This window comes from Pseudomonas fluvialis (assembly GCF_002234375.1).
Classification (GTDB): Bacteria; Pseudomonadota; Gammaproteobacteria; order Pseudomonadales; family Pseudomonadaceae; genus Aquipseudomonas; species Aquipseudomonas fluvialis.
The window spans coordinates 163,731-182,716 of the sequence record NZ_NMQV01000005.1; the positions used below are offsets into that span (position 1 = coordinate 163,731).

General features: G+C 63.7%; 16 protein-coding genes. 3 read left to right on the forward strand and 13 right to left on the reverse strand.

Annotated features, from left to right (window positions below):
• Positions 1-3: 3 nt before the first annotated feature.
• From ileS to murJ, 3 genes are all read right to left on the reverse strand, one after another.
• Positions 4-2,835: an isoleucine--tRNA ligase gene (gene ileS, locus CFY91_RS04360; RefSeq protein WP_093985120.1), complete on the reverse strand. Its 2,832-nt coding sequence runs from the start codon at positions 2,833-2,835 to the stop codon at positions 4-6.
• Positions 2,836-2,850: 15 nt separating this feature from the next.
• Complete coding sequence (gene ribF, locus CFY91_RS04365) at positions 2,851-3,789, reverse strand: bifunctional riboflavin kinase/FAD synthetase (RefSeq protein ID WP_093985121.1); 939 nt, start codon at positions 3,787-3,789, stop codon at positions 2,851-2,853.
• Positions 3,790-3,862: 73 nt separating this feature from the next.
• Positions 3,863-5,410: a murein biosynthesis integral membrane protein MurJ gene (murJ, locus tag CFY91_RS04370; protein ID WP_093985122.1), complete on the reverse strand. Its 1,548-nt coding sequence runs from the start codon at positions 5,408-5,410 to the stop codon at positions 3,863-3,865.
• A gap of 158 nt (positions 5,411-5,568) precedes the next feature.
• Between murJ and rpsT the strand changes: the two genes are divergently transcribed.
• Positions 5,569-5,844: a 30S ribosomal protein S20 gene (gene rpsT, locus CFY91_RS04375; protein ID WP_093985123.1), complete on the forward strand. Its 276-nt coding sequence runs from the start codon at positions 5,569-5,571 to the stop codon at positions 5,842-5,844.
• 58 nt (positions 5,845-5,902) lie between these two features.
• Here rpsT and CFY91_RS04380 read toward each other — a convergent pair whose 3' ends face one another.
• From CFY91_RS04380 to rplU, 5 genes are all read right to left on the reverse strand, one after another.
• Complete coding sequence (locus CFY91_RS04380) at positions 5,903-6,367, reverse strand: CreA family protein (RefSeq protein WP_093985124.1); 465 nt, start codon at positions 6,365-6,367, stop codon at positions 5,903-5,905.
• A 9-nt stretch (positions 6,368-6,376) separates the two neighbouring features.
• Positions 6,377-7,495, reverse strand: coding sequence for a glutamate 5-kinase (proB, locus tag CFY91_RS04385; RefSeq protein ID WP_093985125.1), 1,119 nt, complete (start codon positions 7,493-7,495; stop codon positions 6,377-6,379).
• 66 nt (positions 7,496-7,561) lie between these two features.
• Positions 7,562-8,785, reverse strand: a complete 1,224-nt coding sequence (gene cgtA / locus CFY91_RS04390; RefSeq protein WP_093985126.1) for an Obg family GTPase CgtA — start codon at positions 8,783-8,785, stop codon at positions 7,562-7,564.
• 119 nt (positions 8,786-8,904) lie between these two features.
• Positions 8,905-9,162 carry a 50S ribosomal protein L27 gene (gene rpmA / locus CFY91_RS04395; RefSeq protein ID WP_093985127.1) on the reverse strand — a complete coding sequence of 86 codons (258 nt, stop codon included), beginning with the start codon at positions 9,160-9,162 and terminating at the stop codon, positions 8,905-8,907.
• Between the two features lie 25 nt (positions 9,163-9,187).
• Positions 9,188-9,499: a 50S ribosomal protein L21 gene (gene rplU / locus CFY91_RS04400; RefSeq protein WP_093985128.1), complete on the reverse strand. Its 312-nt coding sequence runs from the start codon at positions 9,497-9,499 to the stop codon at positions 9,188-9,190.
• 265 nt (positions 9,500-9,764) lie between these two features.
• Here rplU and CFY91_RS04405 point away from each other — a divergent pair, with 265 nt between their 5' ends.
• On the forward strand, positions 9,765-10,733 hold the full coding sequence (locus tag CFY91_RS04405) for a polyprenyl synthetase family protein (protein WP_093985129.1): 969 nt from the start codon (positions 9,765-9,767) through the stop codon (positions 10,731-10,733).
• Positions 10,734-10,796: 63 nt separating this feature from the next.
• On the opposite strand, the gene clpB is transcribed toward CFY91_RS04405, so the two are convergent.
• From clpB to rluD, 3 genes are all read right to left on the reverse strand, one after another.
• Complete coding sequence (gene clpB, locus CFY91_RS04410; protein WP_093985130.1) at positions 10,797-13,361, reverse strand: ATP-dependent chaperone ClpB; 2,565 nt, start codon at positions 13,359-13,361, stop codon at positions 10,797-10,799.
• 164 nt (positions 13,362-13,525) lie between these two features.
• The gene (pgeF, locus tag CFY91_RS04415) at positions 13,526-14,254 is read right to left on the reverse strand and encodes a peptidoglycan editing factor PgeF (RefSeq protein ID WP_093985131.1); all 729 of its coding nucleotides are present in this window, start codon (positions 14,252-14,254) and stop codon (positions 13,526-13,528) included.
• Positions 14,244-15,218, reverse strand: a complete 975-nt coding sequence (gene rluD, locus CFY91_RS04420; RefSeq protein WP_093985132.1) for a 23S rRNA pseudouridine(1911/1915/1917) synthase RluD — start codon at positions 15,216-15,218, stop codon at positions 14,244-14,246. Before rluD ends, pgeF begins: the two co-directional genes overlap by 11 nt.
• 146 nt (positions 15,219-15,364) lie before the next feature.
• Here rluD and CFY91_RS04425 point away from each other — a divergent pair, with 146 nt between their 5' ends.
• Positions 15,365-16,351 (forward strand): outer membrane protein assembly factor BamD, encoded by a 987-nt coding sequence (locus CFY91_RS04425; protein ID WP_093985133.1) that lies wholly within the window; start codon positions 15,365-15,367, stop codon positions 16,349-16,351.
• A gap of 62 nt (positions 16,352-16,413) precedes the next feature.
• Here CFY91_RS04425 and hisC read toward each other — a convergent pair whose 3' ends face one another.
• Together hisC and hisD are read right to left on the reverse strand one after the other, a co-directional pair.
• Positions 16,414-17,466: a histidinol-phosphate transaminase gene (gene hisC / locus CFY91_RS04430; RefSeq protein WP_093985134.1), complete on the reverse strand. Its 1,053-nt coding sequence runs from the start codon at positions 17,464-17,466 to the stop codon at positions 16,414-16,416.
• 106 nt (positions 17,467-17,572) lie between these two features.
• Positions 17,573-18,883, reverse strand: coding sequence for a histidinol dehydrogenase (hisD, locus tag CFY91_RS04435; RefSeq protein WP_093985135.1), 1,311 nt, complete (start codon positions 18,881-18,883; stop codon positions 17,573-17,575).
• Between the last annotated feature and the right edge of the window lie 103 nt (positions 18,884-18,986).

The window sequence follows — 18,986 nt, forward strand, 5'->3', positions numbered from 1 at the left end:
CCGTCAGGCGTGCCGGCGAACTTCGCCGGCACCGTCGATGTTGTCGACACAGCGTCCACACAACTCCGGATGCTCCGCATGGCTGCCCACATCGGCACGCAGGTGCCAGCAGCGTGCACACTTGGCGTGTTGCGACTTGACGATCTTCAGGCGCAAACCTTCAACCTCGCTAACTACCGCATCGGCAGGTGCCTGCTCCAGCGGCGCCACACAGGCTGCCGAAGTGATCAGCGCAAAACGCAGCTCATCGCCCAGCTTGGCCAACTCGCCCGCCAGTGCGGCATCGGCATACAGGGTCACCTCGGCCTGCAGGCTTCCCCCCAGGGTCTTGTTCGCCCGCAGGTTTTCCAGCTCCTTGTTGACCGCACTCTTCACGGCCATCAGGCGCTCCCAGTAGGCCTGATCCAGAGCAATGTCCTGCGGCAGGCGCACCAGCCCCTGGTACCAGGTGTTAAGCATTACCGACTCGTTGCGCTCACCCGGCAGGAACTGCCAGATCTCGTCGGCGGTAAAGGCCAGCACCGGAGCGATCCAGCGCACCAGCGCTTCGGCAATGTGATACAGCGCGCTCTGGCAGGAACGCCGCGCCACACTGTCGGCCGGCGTGGTGTACTGGCGGTCCTTGATGATATCCAGGTAGAAGCCGCCCAGCTCCTGCACGCAGAAGTTGTGCACCTTGTGGTAGACGTTCCAGAAACGGTACTGCTCGTACGCCTCGATGATCTCGTCCTGCAGGCGCGCCGCGGCGTCCAGCGCCCAGCGATCAAGGTCAAGCATCTGTTCGGCCGGCAGCAGGTCGCGCGCCGGGTCGAAGCCATTGAGGTTGGAGAGCAAAAAGCGCGTGGTATTGCGGATGCGCCGGTAGGCATCGGCACTGCGGGTGAGGATGGTCTTGGACACCGCCATCTCCCCGGAATAGTCGCTCGAAGCCACCCACAGGCGCAGGATGTCGGCGCCCAGGCTGTCATTGACCTCCTGCGGGGCGATCACGTTGCCCAGCGACTTGGACATCTTGCGGCCGTTCTCGTCGACCACAAAACCGTGAGTCAGCAGGCCACGATAGGGTGCGTGGCCGTCGATGGCGCAGCCGGTCAGCAGCGAGGAATGGAACCAGCCGCGGTGCTGGTCGGAGCCTTCCAGATAAAGATCGGCACGCGGCCCCTGGTCGTGGCCCATGGGGTGCGAACCGCGCATCACGTGCCAGTGGGTGGTGCCCGAGTCGAACCAGACGTCCAGGGTGTCGCTGATCTTGTCGTAGTCGGCCGCCTCGGCGCCGAGCAGCTCGCTGGGGTCCAGCTGGAACCACGCCTCGATACCGCCCTGCGCCACCCGCTGGGCCACCGCTTCCATCAGCTCGACGGTGCGCGGGTGCAACTCGCCGCTGACCTTGTGCAGGAAGAACGGGATGGGCACGCCCCAGGTGCGCTGACGCGAGATGCACCAGTCCGGACGACCGGCGATCATGCCGTGCAGGCGCGCCTGGCCCCAGGCCGGGACAAACTGGGTGTCCTCCACCGCCTTGAGCGCACGGGCACGCAGGGTGCTGCCGTCATGCGCGACCTTGTCCATGCCGACGAACCACTGCGCGGTGGCGCGGTAGATCAGCGGCGTCTTGTGCCGCCAGCAGTGCATGTAGCTGTGCTGGATCGGTTCATGCCTGAGCAGGGCGCCGACTTCGCGCAGTTTCTCGACGATCGCCGGGTTGGCCTTCCAGATGAACTGGCCGCCGAAGAACGGCAGGTCGGCCACATACACGCCATTGCTCTGCACCGGGCTGAGGATGTCGTCATTCTGCATGCCGTAGTGCTTGCAGGAGCGGAAGTCGTCCTCGCCATAGGCCGGCGCCGAATGAACGATGCCGGTGCCCGAGCCGGTCTCGACGTAGTCGGCCAGGTACACCGGCGAGAAGCGCTCGTAGAACGGATGACGGAAGCGGATCAGCTCCAGCGCACGGCCTTCGCAACGCGCGATGATTTCGCCGGACAGGCCGTAGCGTGCCAGGCAGGACTCGACCAGCTCCTCGGCCAGGACCAGCAGACGCTCGCCGGTATCCACCAGCGCGTAGATGAATTCGGGATGGACATTGAGCGCCTGGTTGGCCGGAATGGTCCAGGGCGTGGTGGTCCAGATGACGATGCTGGCCGGTTTGGCCAGGCTGGACAGACCGAAGGCCGCGGCCAGCTTGTCGGCATCCTCGACGACGAAGGCGACGTCGATGGCATCGGACTTCTTGTCCTGGTATTCGACCTCAGCTTCAGCCAGCGCCGAGCCGCAGTCGAAGCACCAGTTCACCGGTTTCAGCCCCTTGAAGACGAAGCCGGCCTCGACCATCTTGGCCAGCGCGCGGATCTCACCGGCCTCGTTGGCGTACTCCATGGTGCGGTAGGGATTGTCCCACTCGCCCAGCACGCCGAGACGGATGAAGTCGGCCATCTGCCCCTTGACCTGCTCACCGGCGTATTCGCGGCAGCGCTCGCGGGTCTTGTCGGCCGGCTGGTTCTTGCCGTGGCTGACCTCGACCTTGTGCTCGATCGGCAGGCCGTGGCAGTCCCAGCCCGGCACGTAGGGGGCATCGAAACCGGACAGGGTCTTGGAACGGATGATCATGTCCTTGATCACCTTGTTCACCGCGTGGCCGATATGAATGCTGCCGTTGGCGTAGGGCGGGCCGTCATGCAGGATGAACTTCGGGCGTCCCTCGCCGATCTGCCGCAGCTTGCGGTACAGGCCAATGCTGTCCCAGCGCGCCAGCATCTCCGGCTCGCGTTGCGGCAGGCCGGCCTTCATCGGGAATGCCGTTTCCGGCAGGTTGAGGGTCGCTTTGTAGTCGGTCATCGTCAGTCAGGCTCGTTATTGAAGCGGTTGACCGAGCCAGTAGGCCCGGGCGGCAGCGATATCCGCATCGATCGCCGTTTTCAGTGCCTCCAGCGAGGCAAAGCGCTGCTCATCGCGCAGCTTGCGGTGGAAGATCACTTCCAAGCGGCGACCATACAGGTCGCCATTGAAATCCAGCAGGTGCACTTCCAGATGGGCAAAGCCATCGCTTTGCACTGAAGGCCGCACACCAATATTGGCCACTCCAGGCAACAGACGCCCATCCAGGCGCACGCTGACCAGGTACACCCCGCTCAGCGGTACACGCTTGCGCTTGAGCTGCACATTGGCGGTGGGCGCATTGAGTTGGCGGCCCAGTTTCTGGCCATGCAACACCCGCCCGGCAATCGCATAGGGACGACCGAGCAGACGCTCTGCCAAAGCGAAGTCCGCTACGGCCAGCGCCTCGCGCACGCCGGTACTACTCACTCGCAGCCCTTGCTGGGCCACAGTGGCAGCGGCTTCGACGGTAAAGCCGTGCTGCTGCCCGGCCTGCTCCAGGAAGGCGAAATCCCCGGCGCGATCGCAACCGAAGCGGAAATCGTCACCAATTTCCAGATGACGCACCCCCAGCCCATCGAGCAGTACCTGCTGAACGAACTGCGCGGCACTCAGTTCGCGCAGGCGGCGGTTGAAAGCCAGGCACAGCACCCGTTCCACACCCTGCGCAGCCAGCAGCTGCAGCTTGTCACGCAGACGCGACAAGCGCACCGGCGCGCTGTCCGGCGCGAAGAACTCACGCGGCTGCGGCTCGAAGATCACCACGCAGGCAGGCACGCCCAAGGCGGCGGCACGCTCGCGCAAGCGCGCCAGAATCGCCTGATGACCGCAATGCACCCCATCGAAGTTACCGATGGTGGCAACGCAGCCGCGATGTTCCGCGCGCAGATTGTGGAGACCCCGAACCAGTTGCATAGCCCGCTACTTGTCGAAAAAGTGGTCGATTATAGACACTCCAGCCCCCCGCGGTAAGCCCGCGCAAGGCTGCTCAATGACGCAAATGGCGTGGGCGCAGCCCGGCCAGGCCGAGCCCCAGCAGATAAGCCAGCAAGCCAGCCGCCACCAGCAGGCTCAACTCGCCGATGCGCCGCCACTCGCCCCAGACAAACCATTGCCCGGCATCGCCCGCGAGCAGCCAGAGCACCAGACACATCAGCGCACAGGCCACCAGCAGGCGCATGGCAAACGCCAGCCAGCCGGCCTGCGGGCGATAGATACCGGCCTTGTACAGCCCCCAGAACAACAGGCTGGTGTTGAGCATGGCGGACAACGAGGTCGCCAGGGCCAGGCCAACATGCTGCAATGGCCAGATCAGCAGCAGATTGAACAACATATTGGCCAGCATGCTGATCACCGCGATGCGCACCGGGGTCTTCATGTCCTGGCGGGCAAAGTAGCCCGGCGCCAACACCTTGATCAGCATGAAGGTGAGCACCCCCAGCGCGTAAGCCTGCAAGGCCGCCGCCGACTGCACCACGGCCTCGCTGGTCATCGCCCCGCGCAGAAACAGCGTGGCAATCAGCGGTTCGGCCAGCAGCGCAAGGGCCAGGGCGGCCGGCACACCCACCAGCAACACCATACGCAGTGCCCAGTCGAGGGTGGCGGAAAAAGCTTTGGGATCCTGCGCCGCATGCTGGCGCGACAGGCTGGGCAGGATCACCGTACCGATGGCAATCCCGAAGGCCCCCAGCGGCAGCTCGGTCAGGCGATCCGCGTAATACAGCCAGGACACGCTGCCGGTGGCCAGGAACGAAGCCAGCACCGTATCCAGCAGCAGATTGATCTGACTGACCGAGACGCCGAACAGCGCCGGCAGCATCAGCAACATGATCCGCTTTACGCCCGGATCACCGGGCACCAGCCGCGGCACGGGCAACAGCTGCATGCGCGCGAGGAAGGGCAACTGGAACAGCAACTGCGCCACCCCTGCGATGAACACCCCCCAGGCCAGAGCCATCACCGGCTCAGCGAAGAACGGCGTAAGGAACAGCGTAGCGCCGATCAGGCTGAGATTGAGCAGCACCGGGGTAAAGGAAGGCACGGCAAAACGACCGAAGCTGTTGAGAATGCTGCCACAGAAGGCCGTGAGCGAAATCAGCAGCAGGTAGGGAAAGGTGATGGCCAGCAGCTCGCCTGCCAACTGCAGCTTGCTCGGCTCGCCACGAAAACCCGGTGCGAACAGCATGATCAGGTAGGGCGAGGCCACCACGCACAACGCGGTCAGGGCCGTTAGCACCAGGCCAAGCATACCGGCGGTGCGGTCGATCAGCTGCTTGACCTGCGCCGGGCTGTACTTTTCACGGTACTCCGACAACACCGGGACAAAGGCCTGGGCAAAAGCGCCCTCGGCGAACAGACGACGCAGGAAATTGGGAATCTTGAACGCCACGAAGAAGGCATCGGCCGCGGCACCGGAACCGAAGTAGGCAGCCACCACGACATCGCGTACCATGCCCAGCACCCGCGACAGTAGGGTCATCAGGCTGACTACCGCACTGGAACGCAACAAACCGCCTGAACCGGATTTCTCGGACATCGACCACCTCGCCTGCAAGGTCGCCGAGTGTACCGACAGCCGGGCAGCACAGCCAGCCCGCCACCCCGCTAGCGGGGTTGACAAGCCGGGTTAAGATCCGCATGATTCGCGGCCTTATTTGTTTGTAACCCCCCTGTTTTTTTTCGAGGAGCTTGACGGTGGCCAACTCACCTTCTGCCAAAAAACGCGCCAAACAGGCTGAGAAGCGTCGTAGCCATAACGCCAGCCTGCGCTCCATGGTCCGTACCTACATCAAGAACGTGGTCAAGGCCCTGGATGCCAAAGACCTCGCCAAGGCCCAGACTGCCTACACTGCAGCTGTTCCGGTGATCGACCGTATGGCCGACAAAGGCATCATCCACAAGAACAAGGCCGCTCGTCACAAGAGCCGTCTGAACGCGCACATCAAGGCTCTCAGCCAAGCTGCTGCCTAAGCGCCCGTTCTTGTCATAAAAAAACCGGCCTAGCGCCGGTTTTTTTATGCTTGCTCACTCAGCGCTCGACGGGCCAGGGCATCAGCGGAATGGCACTAATGCTGTTTTGCGGACTCCCCTCGATAACCCGGTCACTGTAGGCCAGGTACACCAGCACGTTGCGTTTGCGGTCATGAAAGCGCACGACCTGCAGCGTTTTGAAGACCAGCGAGGTGCGCTCCTTGAACACTTCCTCGCCCTCCTCCAACGGCGCCAGAAACTCGACTGGCCCCACCTGGCGACAGGCCAGCGAGGCCTCCGAACGATCCTCGGCCAGCCCCAGGCCACCCTTGACGCCGCCGGTCTTGGCCCGCGACAGGTAGCAGGTCACCCCGGCCACCTTGGGGTCATCGAACGCCTCTACCACCACCTTGTCGTTCGGCCCCAGCCATTTGAAGACCGTCGACACCTCGCCAATCGACTCGGCCTGCACGCTGCCACACAGACCGAACAGCAAGCCACCCAGCAGAATGCTACGCTGCATGACGACTCCTCAGACCAGGATAAGGTTATCGCGGTGCAACAGCTCCGGCTCATCGACATAGCCCAGCAGGCGCTCGATGGCATCCGAAGGCTGCCCCATGATCTTCTGTGCCTCTAGGGCACTGTAATTAACCAGCCCGCGCGCCACCTCACGACCATCCGGCGCCAGACACACCACCATCTCGCCACGCCGGAAACTGCCCTGCACGCCGCGTACGCCCACCGGCAGCAAGCTCTTGCGGCCCTCGCACAGCGCCTTGACCGCTCCTTCATCGAGCTGCAGCGCACCACGCGTCTGCAGATGGCCGGCCAGCCACTGCTTGCGTGCCGCCAGCAAGCCACGCTCGGGGGCCAATAACGTGCCCAGGCGCTCGCCCGCCTTGAGGCGATCCAGCACCCGCTCGATACGCCCACCGACAATCACCGTATAGGCCCCCGAACGGGCCGCCAGGCGCGCCGCACGCAACTTGGTCTGCATGCCGCCACGCCCCAGCGCACCACCGGTACCACCAGCCACCGCATCCAGCGAAGGATCGTCGGCACGCGCCTCGAAAATCAGCTGTGCATCGGGGTTATGCCGCGGATCGGCATCGAACATGCCATCGCGGTCGGTGAGGATCACCAGCAGGTCAGCCTCCACCAGGTTGGCTACCAAGGCCGCCAGGGTATCGTTGTCACCGAAGCGAATCTCGTCGGTGACCACCGTGTCGTTTTCATTGATCACCGGCACCACGCCCAGCTCGACCAGGGTGCGCAGGGTGCTGCGCGCATTCAGGTAGCGCTTGCGATCGGAGAGATCATCATGGGTCAGCAGCACTTGCGCGGTCTGCCGGCCGCGCTCGGCAAAGCTCGACTCCCAGGCCTGCACCAGGCCCATCTGGCCGACCGCTGCCGCCGCCTGCAGCTCATGGATGGCACTGGGCCGCGCCGCCCAGCCCAGGCGACTCATGCCTGCCGCCACCGCACCGGAAGACACCAGCACCAGCTCTACGCCAGCTTCGCGCAGCGCCACCATCTGCTCCACCCATACCGCCATGGCGGCACGATCCAGCCCTTTGCCATCGGCAGTCAGCAAGGCACTGCCGATCTTCACCACCCAGCGCTGCGCGCCAGTCACCTTGTCTCGCATCTCATCCAACCCCAGCCAGATAGCACAACGCCGCTGGAGACAGCGGCGCCGAACAACACATCGCAATCAGTCGCGAACGTAGATGATCTCGGGACCATCTTCTTCATCCAGGAAGTCGTCGCCCCAATCCTCATCACTCAGATCATCGACACTACGCACCCCGGCACGGCGCAACGCACGGCGGTCATCCAGAGCCTGCAGACGAGCACGCGCCTCGCCCTCGATACGCTCATCAAGCTCAGCCAACGCCTCGGCATAAGCCGGATCCTCGGCGATACGCAGGTCGCGCTCATCCAGGTAACGCATGATCGCCTGACTCAGCGCCTCGGTACCTTCGCGCTCCAGTGCAGAAATCACGAACACCGGCCCTTGCCAGTCAAGATGCTCGACCACGGCGCGCAGGCGCTCGTCACGCTCCTCGTCCAGCAACTGATCGGCCTTGTTCAGTACCAACCAACGATCCCGCTCGGCCAGCGCCGGACTGAAGCGCGCCAGCTCCTCGATGATGGTCGCTGCCGCTTCGGCCGGATCGGACTCGTCCAGCGGCGCCATATCCACCAGATGCAGGAGCAGACGGGTGCGCGCCAGGTGCTTGAGGAAGCGAATCCCCAGGCCAGCGCCCTCGGAAGCACCCTCGATCAGGCCGGGGATATCGGCAACCACGAAGCTCTTGTAGCGACCGACACTGACCACCCCCAGGTTGGGCACCAGGGTGGTAAAGGGATAATCCGCCACTTTGGGCTTGGCCGCCGAGACGGCACGGATGAAGGTGCTCTTGCCCGCATTGGGCAGACCGAGCAGCCCCACATCGGCCAGCACTTTGAGCTCCAGCTTAAGATCGCGCGCCTCACCCGGCTTGCCCGGCGAGGTCTGACGCGGCGCACGGTTGGTGCTCGACTTGAAACGGCTATTGCCCAGCCCGTGCCAGCCGCCCTGAGCCACCAGCAGGCGCTGCCCCGGCTTGACCAGGTCGCCAATGATTTCCTGGGTGGTGGCATCGATCACCGTGGTTCCCACCGGCACCGGCAGTTCCAGATCATCACCCTTGCGCCCGGTACAGTCACAGCTACCACCATTCTGCCCACGCTGGGCATCGAAACGGCGGGTATAGCGATAGTCCACCAGGGTATTGAGGTTCTCGTCAGCCACCAGGAAGACCGAGCCGCCATCGCCGCCATCGCCGCCGTTGGGGCCGCCCTTCTCGATAAATTTCTCGCGACGGAAGCTCATGCAGCCATTGCCGCCGTCGCCCGCTTTCACGTGTATGGATACTTCATCGACGAATTTCATCTAGGCGCCTCCCGCCAGGCAGCGGGTCAAAAACAACAAAAGAATACAGTGCGGCCCACAGCGGGCCTACAAACAAAAAAGCCCCGTCGCAAGACAGGGCTTTTCCAGCAAGCGCGGACTTAGGCAGTCACAACACTTACATAGCGACGGCCAAAAGCGCCCTTCACTTCAAACTTGATCACGCCTTCGACCTTGGCGAACAGGGTGTGATCCTTGCCCATGCCCACACCTACACCGGGGTGGAACTGGGTGCCGCGCTGACGCACGATGATGTTGCCGGCCTTGATGGCCTGGCCGCCGTACATCTTCACGCCAAGGCGTTTACTTTCTGAGTCGCGGCCGTTACGAGTACTACCGCCAGCTTTTTTGTGTGCCATGTGTCAAATCCTCCAAAAAGGAATATTAGGCCTGGATGCCGGTGATTTTGATTTCAGTGAACCACTGGCGGTGGCCCTGACGCTTCATGTGATGCTTACGGCGACGGAACTTGATGATGCGGATCTTGTCGTGACGACCCTGGCTGACCACTTCGGCAGTCACCTTGGCACCATCTACGACCGGCGCACCGATCTTGACGTCGTCGCCATTGGCGACCAGCAGAACGCGATCGAAAGTCAGGGATTCGCCAGTAGCGACTTCCAGCTTCTCGACCTTCAGGAATTCACCTTCGGCGACTTTGTATTGCTTGCCACCGGTAACAATTACTGCGTACATGGATCTTCTCCGTTAAACCTGCTCACCCGACGCTTTATGAAAATAGCTATTGGCCGGCATGGCTGCACAAGGCCGGACTGACACCTGTGCAATTGCGTAAGGCAGGGAAATGCCCAAGAAAGTTAGGGGCCGCGATTGTACGCAAGCGCCGCGCGCACTGCAAGCCATCCCAAGCGGCAATCCAGGCGCCAGGCCGGGGCTTTCCTTGACACCCCCCCACCTGCCGCCTAGCATGCCGCGCACGTCGCCAGGAGTACCGTCCACCATGCAGTCGCCCGCCTTTTACCGTGTAGTCGCCGAGGATTTCCAGGCGGTTGACGAGATCATCCGGCAGCAGGTGGTGTCGCGTGTACCGCTGGTACAGAAAATCGGTGACTACATCATCTCCGCTGGCGGCAAGCGCCTGCGCCCCTTGCTGGTACTGCTCAGCGGCCGTGCGCTCGGCTACCAGGCCGACGACCTGCGCCTGCTGGCCGCGACCATCGAGTTCCTGCATACCGCGACCCTGCTGCACGACGACGTAGTTGACATGTCGGGCATGCGCCGCGGGCGCGCCACTGCCAACGCGCAGTGGGGCAACGCACCCAGCGTACTGGTCGGCGACTTCCTCTATTCACGCTCTTTTGAAATGATGGTCGAGCTCGGTTCCATGCCGGTCATGCAGATTCTCTCGCATGCCACACGGGTCATCGCCGAAGGCGAAGTCCTGCAGCTCTCCAAGGTGCGCGACGCCAGCACCACCGAAGAAACCTATATGGAGGTTATCCGCGGCAAGACGGCCATGCTCTTCGAAGCCTCGACGCACAGCGCTGCCGCCCTGGCGCAGACCGGCGACAGTCAACGCCAGGCCCTGCAACGCTTCGGCGACCACCTGGGCATCGCCTTCCAACTGGTTGACGACCTGCTGGACTACCGCGGCGACGCCAGCGAACTGGGCAAGAACGTCGGCGATGACCTGGCCGAAGGCAAGCCCACCCTGCCGCTGATCGTCACCATGCGCGACGGCAACGCCGAGCAGGCCGCGCAGGTGCGCCAAGCCATCCAGCAGGGCGGCAGCCAGGATATCGAAGGTATTCGCGCCGCTGTCGAAGCCGCCGGCGCACTCGACTACACCGCCCGCCTGGCCCAGCAACACGCCGAACTGGCCATCGCCTGCCTGCAGGAACTGCCGGACAACGCACACCGCCAGGCGCTCATCGAACTGACCCGTTTCGCGGTAGCACGCAGCCACTAAGCGACACGCAGACAGCCCTTAAAAAACCGGCCCGCAGGCCGGTTTTTTAAGGGTGCCGATAGCTCAGGCGAAGACAATCTCCTCGCCGGACACCTCGGCGCGCACCACCGCCCCCGGGGCAAACTGCCCGGACAGGATCTGCTGGGCCAGCGGGTTCTCGATCCAGCGCTGGATCGCCCGCTTGAGCGGACGCGCGCCATACACCGGGTCGTAGCCGACCGCCACCAGCTTGTCCAACGCCTGCGGGGTCAGCTCCAGGCTCAGCTCGCGCTCGGCCAGACGGCGACGCAGGCGCTGCAGCTGGATTTCGGCGATACCGGCGATCTGCTCACGGCCCAGCGGCTCGAAGACCACCACTTCGTCGATACGGTTGATGAACTCGGGGCGGAAATGGCCGCTCACCGCATCCATCACCGCCGCCCGCTGCGCCTCGCGGTCACCGACCAGTTCCTGGATTTGCGCCGAGCCAAGGTTGGAGGTCATCACGATCACCGTGTTCTTGAAGTCCACGGTACGCCCGTGGCTGTCGGTCAACCGGCCGTCCTCCAGCACCTGCAGCAGCACGTTGAACACATCCGGGTGAGCTTTCTCCACCTCATCCATCAGCACCACCGAATACGGCTTGCGGCGCACCGCCTCGGTCAGATAGCCGCCCTCCTCGTAGCCCACGTAGCCGGGCGGCGCGCCGATCAGCCGCGCCACGCTGTGCTTCTCCATGAACTCGGACATGTCGATGCGCACCAGCGCTTCCTCGGTATCGAAGAGAAACTCGGCCAGCGCCTTGCACAACTCGGTCTTACCCACCCCGGTCGGGCCAAGGAACAGGAAGGAACCGCTCGGCCGGTTCGGATCCGCCAATCCGGCGCGCGAACGGCGCACCGCATTGGAGACCGCCACCACGGCCTCCTCCTGGCCAATCACCCGCTGGTGCAACAGGCCTTCCATCTTCAGCAGCTTCTCGCGCTCGCCCTCGAGCATCTTGCTGACCGGGATACCGGTCCACTTGGAAACCACTTCGGCAATTTCTTCATCGGTCACCTTGCTGCGCAGCAACTGGTTCTCCGGCTTGCCGTGCTGATCGACCATCTGCAGACTGCGTTCCAGATCCGGAATGATGCCGTACTGCAGCTCGGCCATGCGGTTGAGGTCACCCTTGCGGCGTGCCGCTTCAAGATCGGCCTTGGCCTGTTCGATCTTCTGCTGGATCTGCGCCGAGCCCTGCACTTCGGCCTTCTCCGACTTCCAGATTTCTTCCAGGTCGGCATATTCCTGCTCCAGGCGGGCAATGTCCTCCTTGAGCTTCTCCAGACGCTTGAGCGCAGCCTCGTCGTCTTCCTTCTTCAGCGCCTCACGCTCCACCTTCAGCTGGATCAGCCGGCGTTCCAGACGATCCAGCTCCTCGGGCTTGGAGTCGATCTCCATGCGGATACGGCTGGCCGCCTCATCGATCAGGTCGATGGCCTTGTCCGGCAGCTGGCGGTCGGTGATGTAACGATGGCTGAGCTTGGCGGCGGCGATGATCGCCCCGTCGGTGATGGTCACCTTGTGGTGCACCTCGTAGCGCTCCTTAAGGCCACGGAGGATAGCGATGGTGTCTTCCTCGCTCGGCTCATCGACCAGTACCTTCTGGAAACGCCGCTCCAGCGCGGCATCCTTCTCGATGTACTGGCGGTATTCGTCCAGCGTGGTGGCACCCACGCAGTGCAGTTCGCCACGCGCCAGCGCCGGCTTGAGCATGTTGCCAGCATCCATGGCGCCCTCGGCCTTGCCGGCACCGACCATGGTGTGCAGCTCGTCGATGAACAGGATCACCCGCCCTTCCTGCTTGCCCAGCTCATTGAGCACGGCCTTGAGGCGCTCCTCGAACTCGCCGCGGAACTTGGCGCCGGCGATCAGCGCGCCCATATCCAGCGAGAGCAGGCGCTTGTCCTTCAGGCCATCGGGCACCTCGCCATTGACGATGCGCTGGGCCAGCCCTTCGACGATGGCGGTCTTGCCCACGCCTGGCTCACCAATCAGCACCGGGTTGTTCTTGGTACGGCGCTGCAACACCTGGATGGTGCGGCGGATTTCATCATCACGGCCGATCACCGGATCCAGCTTGCCGTCTTCGGCGCGCTTGGTCAGGTCGACCGTGTACTTGTCCAGCGCCTGGCGCGACTCCTCGGCATTCGGGTCGTTTACCGCCTCGCCGCCGCGCAGGTTGGCGATGGCATTTTCCAGGGCCTTCTTGGTCACGCCCTGGCCCAGCAGCAGCTTGCCAAGACGGGTGTTTTCATCCATGCCGGCGAGCAACACCAGCTCGCTGGAAATGAACTGGTCGCCTTTCTGCTGGGCCAGGCGATCGGCCTGATTGAGCAGGCGCGCCAGGTCCTGGGACAGGTTGACGTCACCTGTGGGGTTCTGGATCTTCGGCAGCTGATCCAGCTCCTTGGCCAGCGCCTGGCGCAGGCCGTTAATGTCGAAGCCGACCTGCAGGAGCAGCGGCCTGATCGAGCCACCCTGCTGTTCCAGCAGGGCCTGCAGCAGGTGCAGAGGCTCGATGGCCGGATGATCCATCCCCACCGCCAGGGACTGGGCGTCGGACAGGGCCAATTGCAGCTTGCTGGTCAAACGATCGATACGCATAGGGCTTTCCTTCCTCGTGTTGGGCAGGCGGAGCCAGACAAACGCCCCCTGGGAAAAACCTGCCGAGATGCACTCAACATAGGGGCGTTTAACAGGCTTTCAAGCGGGGCCGGGGTCAATACCCCGTTCGGCGGACGCCGCACGCAAGACGTAGCGGCCGCGAATCAGTCCTGCAGCCAGACCAGCGAAGCAAAACGCCCGGTCGGCGTGCCACGGCGATAGGAGTAAAAGCGCGGATCACGGAAGGTATCGAAGCCACCGCCATAGATGGCCGTCACTCCGTAGCCGGCAAGGCGTTGACGCGCCAGCAGGTACAGATCGGCCAGCCATTTGCCAGGCTGCGCGGCACGCTGGAAGGCCTGCGCCGCCTGCGCCTGGCGGGCCACAAAGGCTTCGCGCACCTCATCACCCACCTCGAAGGACGCCGGCCCAATCGCCGGACCAAGCCACACCAGCACGTCCTCGGGCGCCGCCGGCAAGGCCCGTAGCGTCGCTTCCAGCACGCCATCCAGCAGACCGCGCCACCCGGCATGCGCTGCCGCAACACAACGGCCGGTGCGATCACAGAACAGCGCCGGCAGGCAGTCAGCCGTCATGACACAGGCAGCCAGCCCCGGCTGATCGGTCCAGTTGGCATCAGCCACCAGCACCTGCTGCGGATCGACCGCCACCACCTGCGTACCATGCACCTGTTCCAGCCAGCCCGGCTGGCAGGCCAGGCGCTGGCACAGCAAGGCACGGTTGTGCGCCACCCGCCGGGGATCATCGCCGACATGCAGGGCCAGGTTGAAGGCGTCATAGGGCGGCAGGCTCACCCCGGGCTGACGGGTCGTCACACAGCTGCGCACCCGGGCCGGCGCCGGCCAGTCCGGGCACAGCCAGTCAGCCGACAAAGGACTCACGATCCTGTCGCAGCAGGCTGAGCATCCACACGAAGTCATCCGGCAGCGCTGACTGCCACTTCATGCGCAGCCCGGTGGCCGGGTGCTGCAGTTCGAGGAAGCGCGCATGCAGCGCCTGACGAGGGAAGCTCTTGAGTTCCTGCACCAGGGTCGGGCTAGCGCCCGGAGGAATGCGAAAACGCCCGGCATATACCGGATCGCCCACCAGCGGATAACCGATGTGACTCATGTGCACACGAATCTGGTGGGTACGCCCAGTCTCCAGCTTGACGCGCACATGGGTATGCGAGCGGAAGCGCTCCAGCACCCGGTAGTGGGTCACCGCGGGCTTGCCACCGGCGGTCACCGCCATGCGCTGACGCTGCGCCGAACTGCGCCCGATCGGCGCATCCACCGTGCCGCCAGAGGTCAGTTGGCCTATCACGATGGCCTCGTAGATGCGCCCGACACTGCGCGCCTGCAGCTGCGCCACCAGCTGGGTATGCGCCTCGATGGTCTTGGCCACCACCATCAGCCCGGTGGTGTCCTTGTCCAGGCGATGCACGATACCGGCGCGCGGCACATTGACGATATCCGGCACATGGTGCAGCAGGGCATTGAGCAGCGTACCGTCGGCATGCCCGGCAGCCGGATGCACCACCAGCCCGGCAGGCTTGTCGATGACCAGCAGGTGCTCGTCTTCGTAGACGATATTCAGTGTAATGTCCTGGGCCAGCCATTCGCCCTGGGCCTCCTGCTCGGCCTGCAACGCCAGCAGCGCACCGGCATGTACCGGGTCGCGCGGACGCAACACGGCGCCATCCACGGTCAGACGCCCCTCCTTGATCCAGGCGCTCAGGCGCGAACGCGAGTGCTCCGGGAACAGCTGCGCGGCGACCTGGTCAAGGCGCTGGCTGCCCAGTTCGTAAGGCACTTCGGCCTGCAAATGAATAGTCTGGATCGGCGAGTTGGACATGGGCTACTGCGGCGGGGTGCGGCCTTTGGTTTCGGCGGCACGCTTGTGGTTAAATACGGCGTCTTTGCCCCGACCGAAGCGGGGCGCTCATCATAACAGGACGGCTACGCACACGACAGCCGGCCGTCACAGGGACGCAAGCCGCCATGCACGTGAAACACCTGCTGCTGATCGCCATTCTCGGCCTCACCGCCGCCTGTTCGTCCAAGGAAGTGGTGGACGAGAACCTCAGTGAAGCCCAGCTGTACCAGCAGGCCCAGGACAATCTCGACTCGCGCAGCTACAGCAGCGCCATCGCCCGCCTCAAGGCCCTGGAATCACGCTATCCGTTCGGCCGTTACGCCGAGCAGGCCCAGCTGGAACTGATCTACGCCTACTACAAGAATGCTGAACCGGAGGCTGCACGCGCCGCCGCCGAGCGTTTCATTCGCCTGCATCCGCAGCATGCCAACGTCGACTACGCCTACTACCTGAAAGGTCTGGCATCGTTCGACCAGGACCGCGGCCTGCTGGCGCGCTTCCTGCCGCTGGACATGACCAAGCGCGATCCCGGTGCGGCACGCGACTCCTACAACGAGTTTGCCCAGCTCACCAGCCGCTACCCGAATAGCCGTTACGCCCCGGATGCCAAGCAGCGCATGATCTACCTGCGCAACCTGCTGGCTGCCTACGAAGTGCATGTCGGCCACTACTACCTCAAGCGTCAGGCCTATGTCGCCGCCGCCAACCGCGGCCGCTACGTGGTGGAGAACTTCCAGGAAACCCCGGCCGTCGGCGATGGCCTGGCCATCATGGTCGAAGCCTACCAGCGCCTGACCCTGGATGATCTGGCCGCCAGCAGCCTGGAAACCCTGCAGCTCAACTACCCAGAGCATCCGTCGCTGGCCAGCGGCAGCTTCCAGCCGCGCGTCAGCGAAGCCGACGAGCGCAACTGGTTGTCGCGCACCGCACTGGGCTTCCTGGAAAGCAGCGACCCGCTGCCACCGGGCCAGACCCGTGCCAGCCAGGACGTCATCAAGCAATACGAAGACGCCGCCGAGGCCATCCCCAGCGAACTGCTCGAAGGCGTTCAACAGGAGCAGCCGGCCAAGCGCAGCTGGTTCAGCCGCCTGACCTTTGGCTTGTTCGACTAAGTCAACGCGCCACAAAAAGCCTCTGCCAGGGCAACCTGACAGAGGCTTTTTAATGCCTGTTTTCAGAGCCCGCGCAGGGCGTCCAGCAGCGCGCTGTTCTGCGCCTCGTCACCGATGCTGATGCGCAGGAACTGCTCGATGCGCGGCTGTTTGAAGTGACGCACGATCACCCCCTGCTCGCGCAGGCCGGCGGCCAGCTGGGCGGCTTCCTTGTGCGGATGGCGGGCAAACACGAAGTTGGCTGCGGACGGCAATACCTCGAATCCCAGCTGCTGCAACCCGGCCACCACGCGCTCGCGGCTATCGATCACCTGCCGACAGGTCTGCTGGAAGTACGCCTTGTCCTCGAACGCCGCCGCAGCACCGGCAATCGCCAGGCGATCCAGCGGATAGGAGTTGAAGCTGTTCTTGATCCGCTCCAACGCCTCGATCAGGTCCGGATGGCCGACTGCGATGCCGACCCGCAGCCCGGCCAGCGAGCGCGACTTGGACAGGGTCTGGGTGACCAGCAGATTGGGGTACTGATCGACCAGGCTGATTGCCGTTTCGCCCCCGAAATCGATATAGGCCTCATCCACCAGCACCACGCTGTGCGGATTGGCCTTGAGCAGCTGTTCGATGGCCTGCAGCGCCAAGACCCGGCCAGTCGGGGCGTTGGGGTTGGGGAAGATAATCCCGCCATTGGGCCGAGCGTAATCTTCCACGCGGATCTGGAACTGTTCATCCAAAGGCACCTGCACAAAGTCGATGCCGTACAGACCGCAATACACCGGGTAGAAGCTGTAGCTGATATCCGGGAACAGCAAGGGTTGGCCATGCTGGAACAGGCCATGGAAGGCATGCGCCAACACCTCGTCGGAGCCGTTGCCGACGAACACCTGCTTGCTGCTCACCCCGTAGTAGTCGGCCACCGCCTGCTTGAGGCGCTCGCCATTCGGGTCAGGATACAGGCGCAGGTCATCGTTCAGTTCGGCCTGCATGGCGGCAATCGCCTTGGGCGAAGGCCCATAGGGATTCTCGTTGGTATTGAGCTTGACCAGCTTGCTCAGCTTGGGCTGCTCGCCCGGCACATAGGGCACCAGGTCCTTGACGAAGGGGCTCCAGAATTTGCTCATCTGCCCTTCTCTCCTCTAAAAATCGCTGGAGGCCGAAGGCTGGAGGCTGGACGAAAGCAGCATGTACCTCGTCCAACCTTCAGCCCCCGGCGCTTTTATCGGCTTTTCAGCCCTTGATGCGGTATTCGGCACTGCGCGCATGCGCGGTCAGCGACTCACCACGCGCCAACACCGACGCCACCTTGCCCAGTTCCGAGGCGCCGTCAGCCGAGCAATGGATGATCGACGAGCGTTTCTGGAAGTCATACACACCCAGCGGCGAGGAATAGCGCGCAGTACCGGAGGTCGGCAGCACGTGGTTAGGCCCGGCACAGTAGTCGCCCAGTGCTTCGGCGGTGTAGCGACCCATGAAAATGGCACCGGCATGGCGGATCTGCGCCAGGTATTGCTCGGGGTTCTCTACCGACAGCTCCAGGTGCTCGGGGGCGATACGGTTGGCCACCTCGATAGCCTGGGCCATATCGGCGACCTGAATCAGCGCGCCGCGCCCCTGCAGCGAAGTACGTGCTATCGCCTCGCGCTCCAGAGTCGGCAGCAGGCGTTCGATGCTCTGCTCTACGCGGTCGAGGAACGCTGCATCCGGGCTGACCAGGATCGACTGGGCATCCTCATCATGTTCAGCCTGGGAAAACAGGTCCATGGCGATCCAGTCCGGGTCGGTCTGCCCATCGCAGACCACGAGAATCTCCGACGGGCCGGCGATCATGTCGATACCGACCTTGCCGAACACGTGGCGCTTGGCAGTCGCCACATAGATATTGCCCGGACCGACAATCTTGTCCACCGGCGGCACGCTCTCGGTGCCGTAGGCCAGCGCGGCAACCGCCTGCGCCCCACCGATGGTGAAGACCCGGTCGACACCGGCGATACAGGCGGCGGCCAGTACCAGTTTATTGACCTCGCCACGCGGCGTCGGCACCACCATGACCACTTCCGGCACCCCGGCCACCTTGGCCGGAATGGCATTCATCAGCACCGACGAGGGATAGGAGGCCTTGCCACCCGGCACATACAAGCCGGCGCGATCCAGCGGAGTAACCTTCTGCCCCAGTACGGTGCCGTCGGCTTCGGTGTAACTCCAGGAGTCCTGTTTCTGCCGCTCGTGGTATACCCGCACGCGCTCGGCGGCTTTTTCCAGAGCCGCACGCTGCTCGCTGCTGATCCGCGTCAGCGCCAGCTCCAGACGCTCACGTGGCAGGATCAGCTCGGCCATACTGGCAACGTCCAGGCCATCGAACTGCCGGGTAAAGTCGACGAGCGCGGCATCGCCACGCACGCGTACCGCCTGAATGATCTCCAGCACGCGCTGGTTGACCGCGTCGTCCGAAACGCTCTCCCAGCTCAGCAGATGATCCAGATGCTGGGCAAAGTCCTGGTCAGCGGCATTGAGTCGGCGAATAGCGGTAGGTGCAGTCATGACGAGCCTCTTGATGGCAAATACTCGGGCGTCGCTAGACTAGCAAGCCCTCCGCCTGGACGCCCGAGAAAAGTCTCTATGACACGGATAGGGCCGGGATATG

Coding starts and splice junctions, on each gene's coding strand:
- ileS (WP_093985120.1), bottom strand. CDS start 2,835: ATGACCGACTACAAAGCGACCCTCAACCTGCCGGAAACGGCATTCCCG.
- rpmA (WP_093985127.1), bottom strand. CDS start 9,162: ATGGCACACAAAAAAGCTGGCGGTAGTACTCGTAACGGCCGCGACTCA.
- CFY91_RS04380 (WP_093985124.1), bottom strand. CDS start 6,367: ATGCAGCGTAGCATTCTGCTGGGTGGCTTGCTGTTCGGTCTGTGTGGC.
- hisD (WP_093985135.1), bottom strand. CDS start 18,883: ATGACTGCACCTACCGCTATTCGCCGACTCAATGCCGCTGACCAGGAC.
- rluD (WP_093985132.1), bottom strand. CDS start 15,218: ATGTCCAACTCGCCGATCCAGACTATTCATTTGCAGGCCGAAGTGCCT.
- cgtA (WP_093985126.1), bottom strand. CDS start 8,785: ATGAAATTCGTCGATGAAGTATCCATACACGTGAAAGCGGGCGACGGC.
- ribF (WP_093985121.1), bottom strand. CDS start 3,789: ATGCAACTGGTTCGGGGTCTCCACAATCTGCGCGCGGAACATCGCGGC.
- proB (WP_093985125.1), bottom strand. CDS start 7,495: ATGCGAGACAAGGTGACTGGCGCGCAGCGCTGGGTGGTGAAGATCGGC.
- hisC (WP_093985134.1), bottom strand. CDS start 17,466: ATGAGCAAATTCTGGAGCCCCTTCGTCAAGGACCTGGTGCCCTATGTG.
- rplU (WP_093985128.1), bottom strand. CDS start 9,499: ATGTACGCAGTAATTGTTACCGGTGGCAAGCAATACAAAGTCGCCGAA.
- CFY91_RS04425 (WP_093985133.1), top strand. CDS start 15,365: ATGCACGTGAAACACCTGCTGCTGATCGCCATTCTCGGCCTCACCGCC.
- clpB (WP_093985130.1), bottom strand. CDS start 13,361: ATGCGTATCGATCGTTTGACCAGCAAGCTGCAATTGGCCCTGTCCGAC.
- CFY91_RS04405 (WP_093985129.1), top strand. CDS start 9,765: ATGCAGTCGCCCGCCTTTTACCGTGTAGTCGCCGAGGATTTCCAGGCG.
- murJ (WP_093985122.1), bottom strand. CDS start 5,410: ATGTCCGAGAAATCCGGTTCAGGCGGTTTGTTGCGTTCCAGTGCGGTA.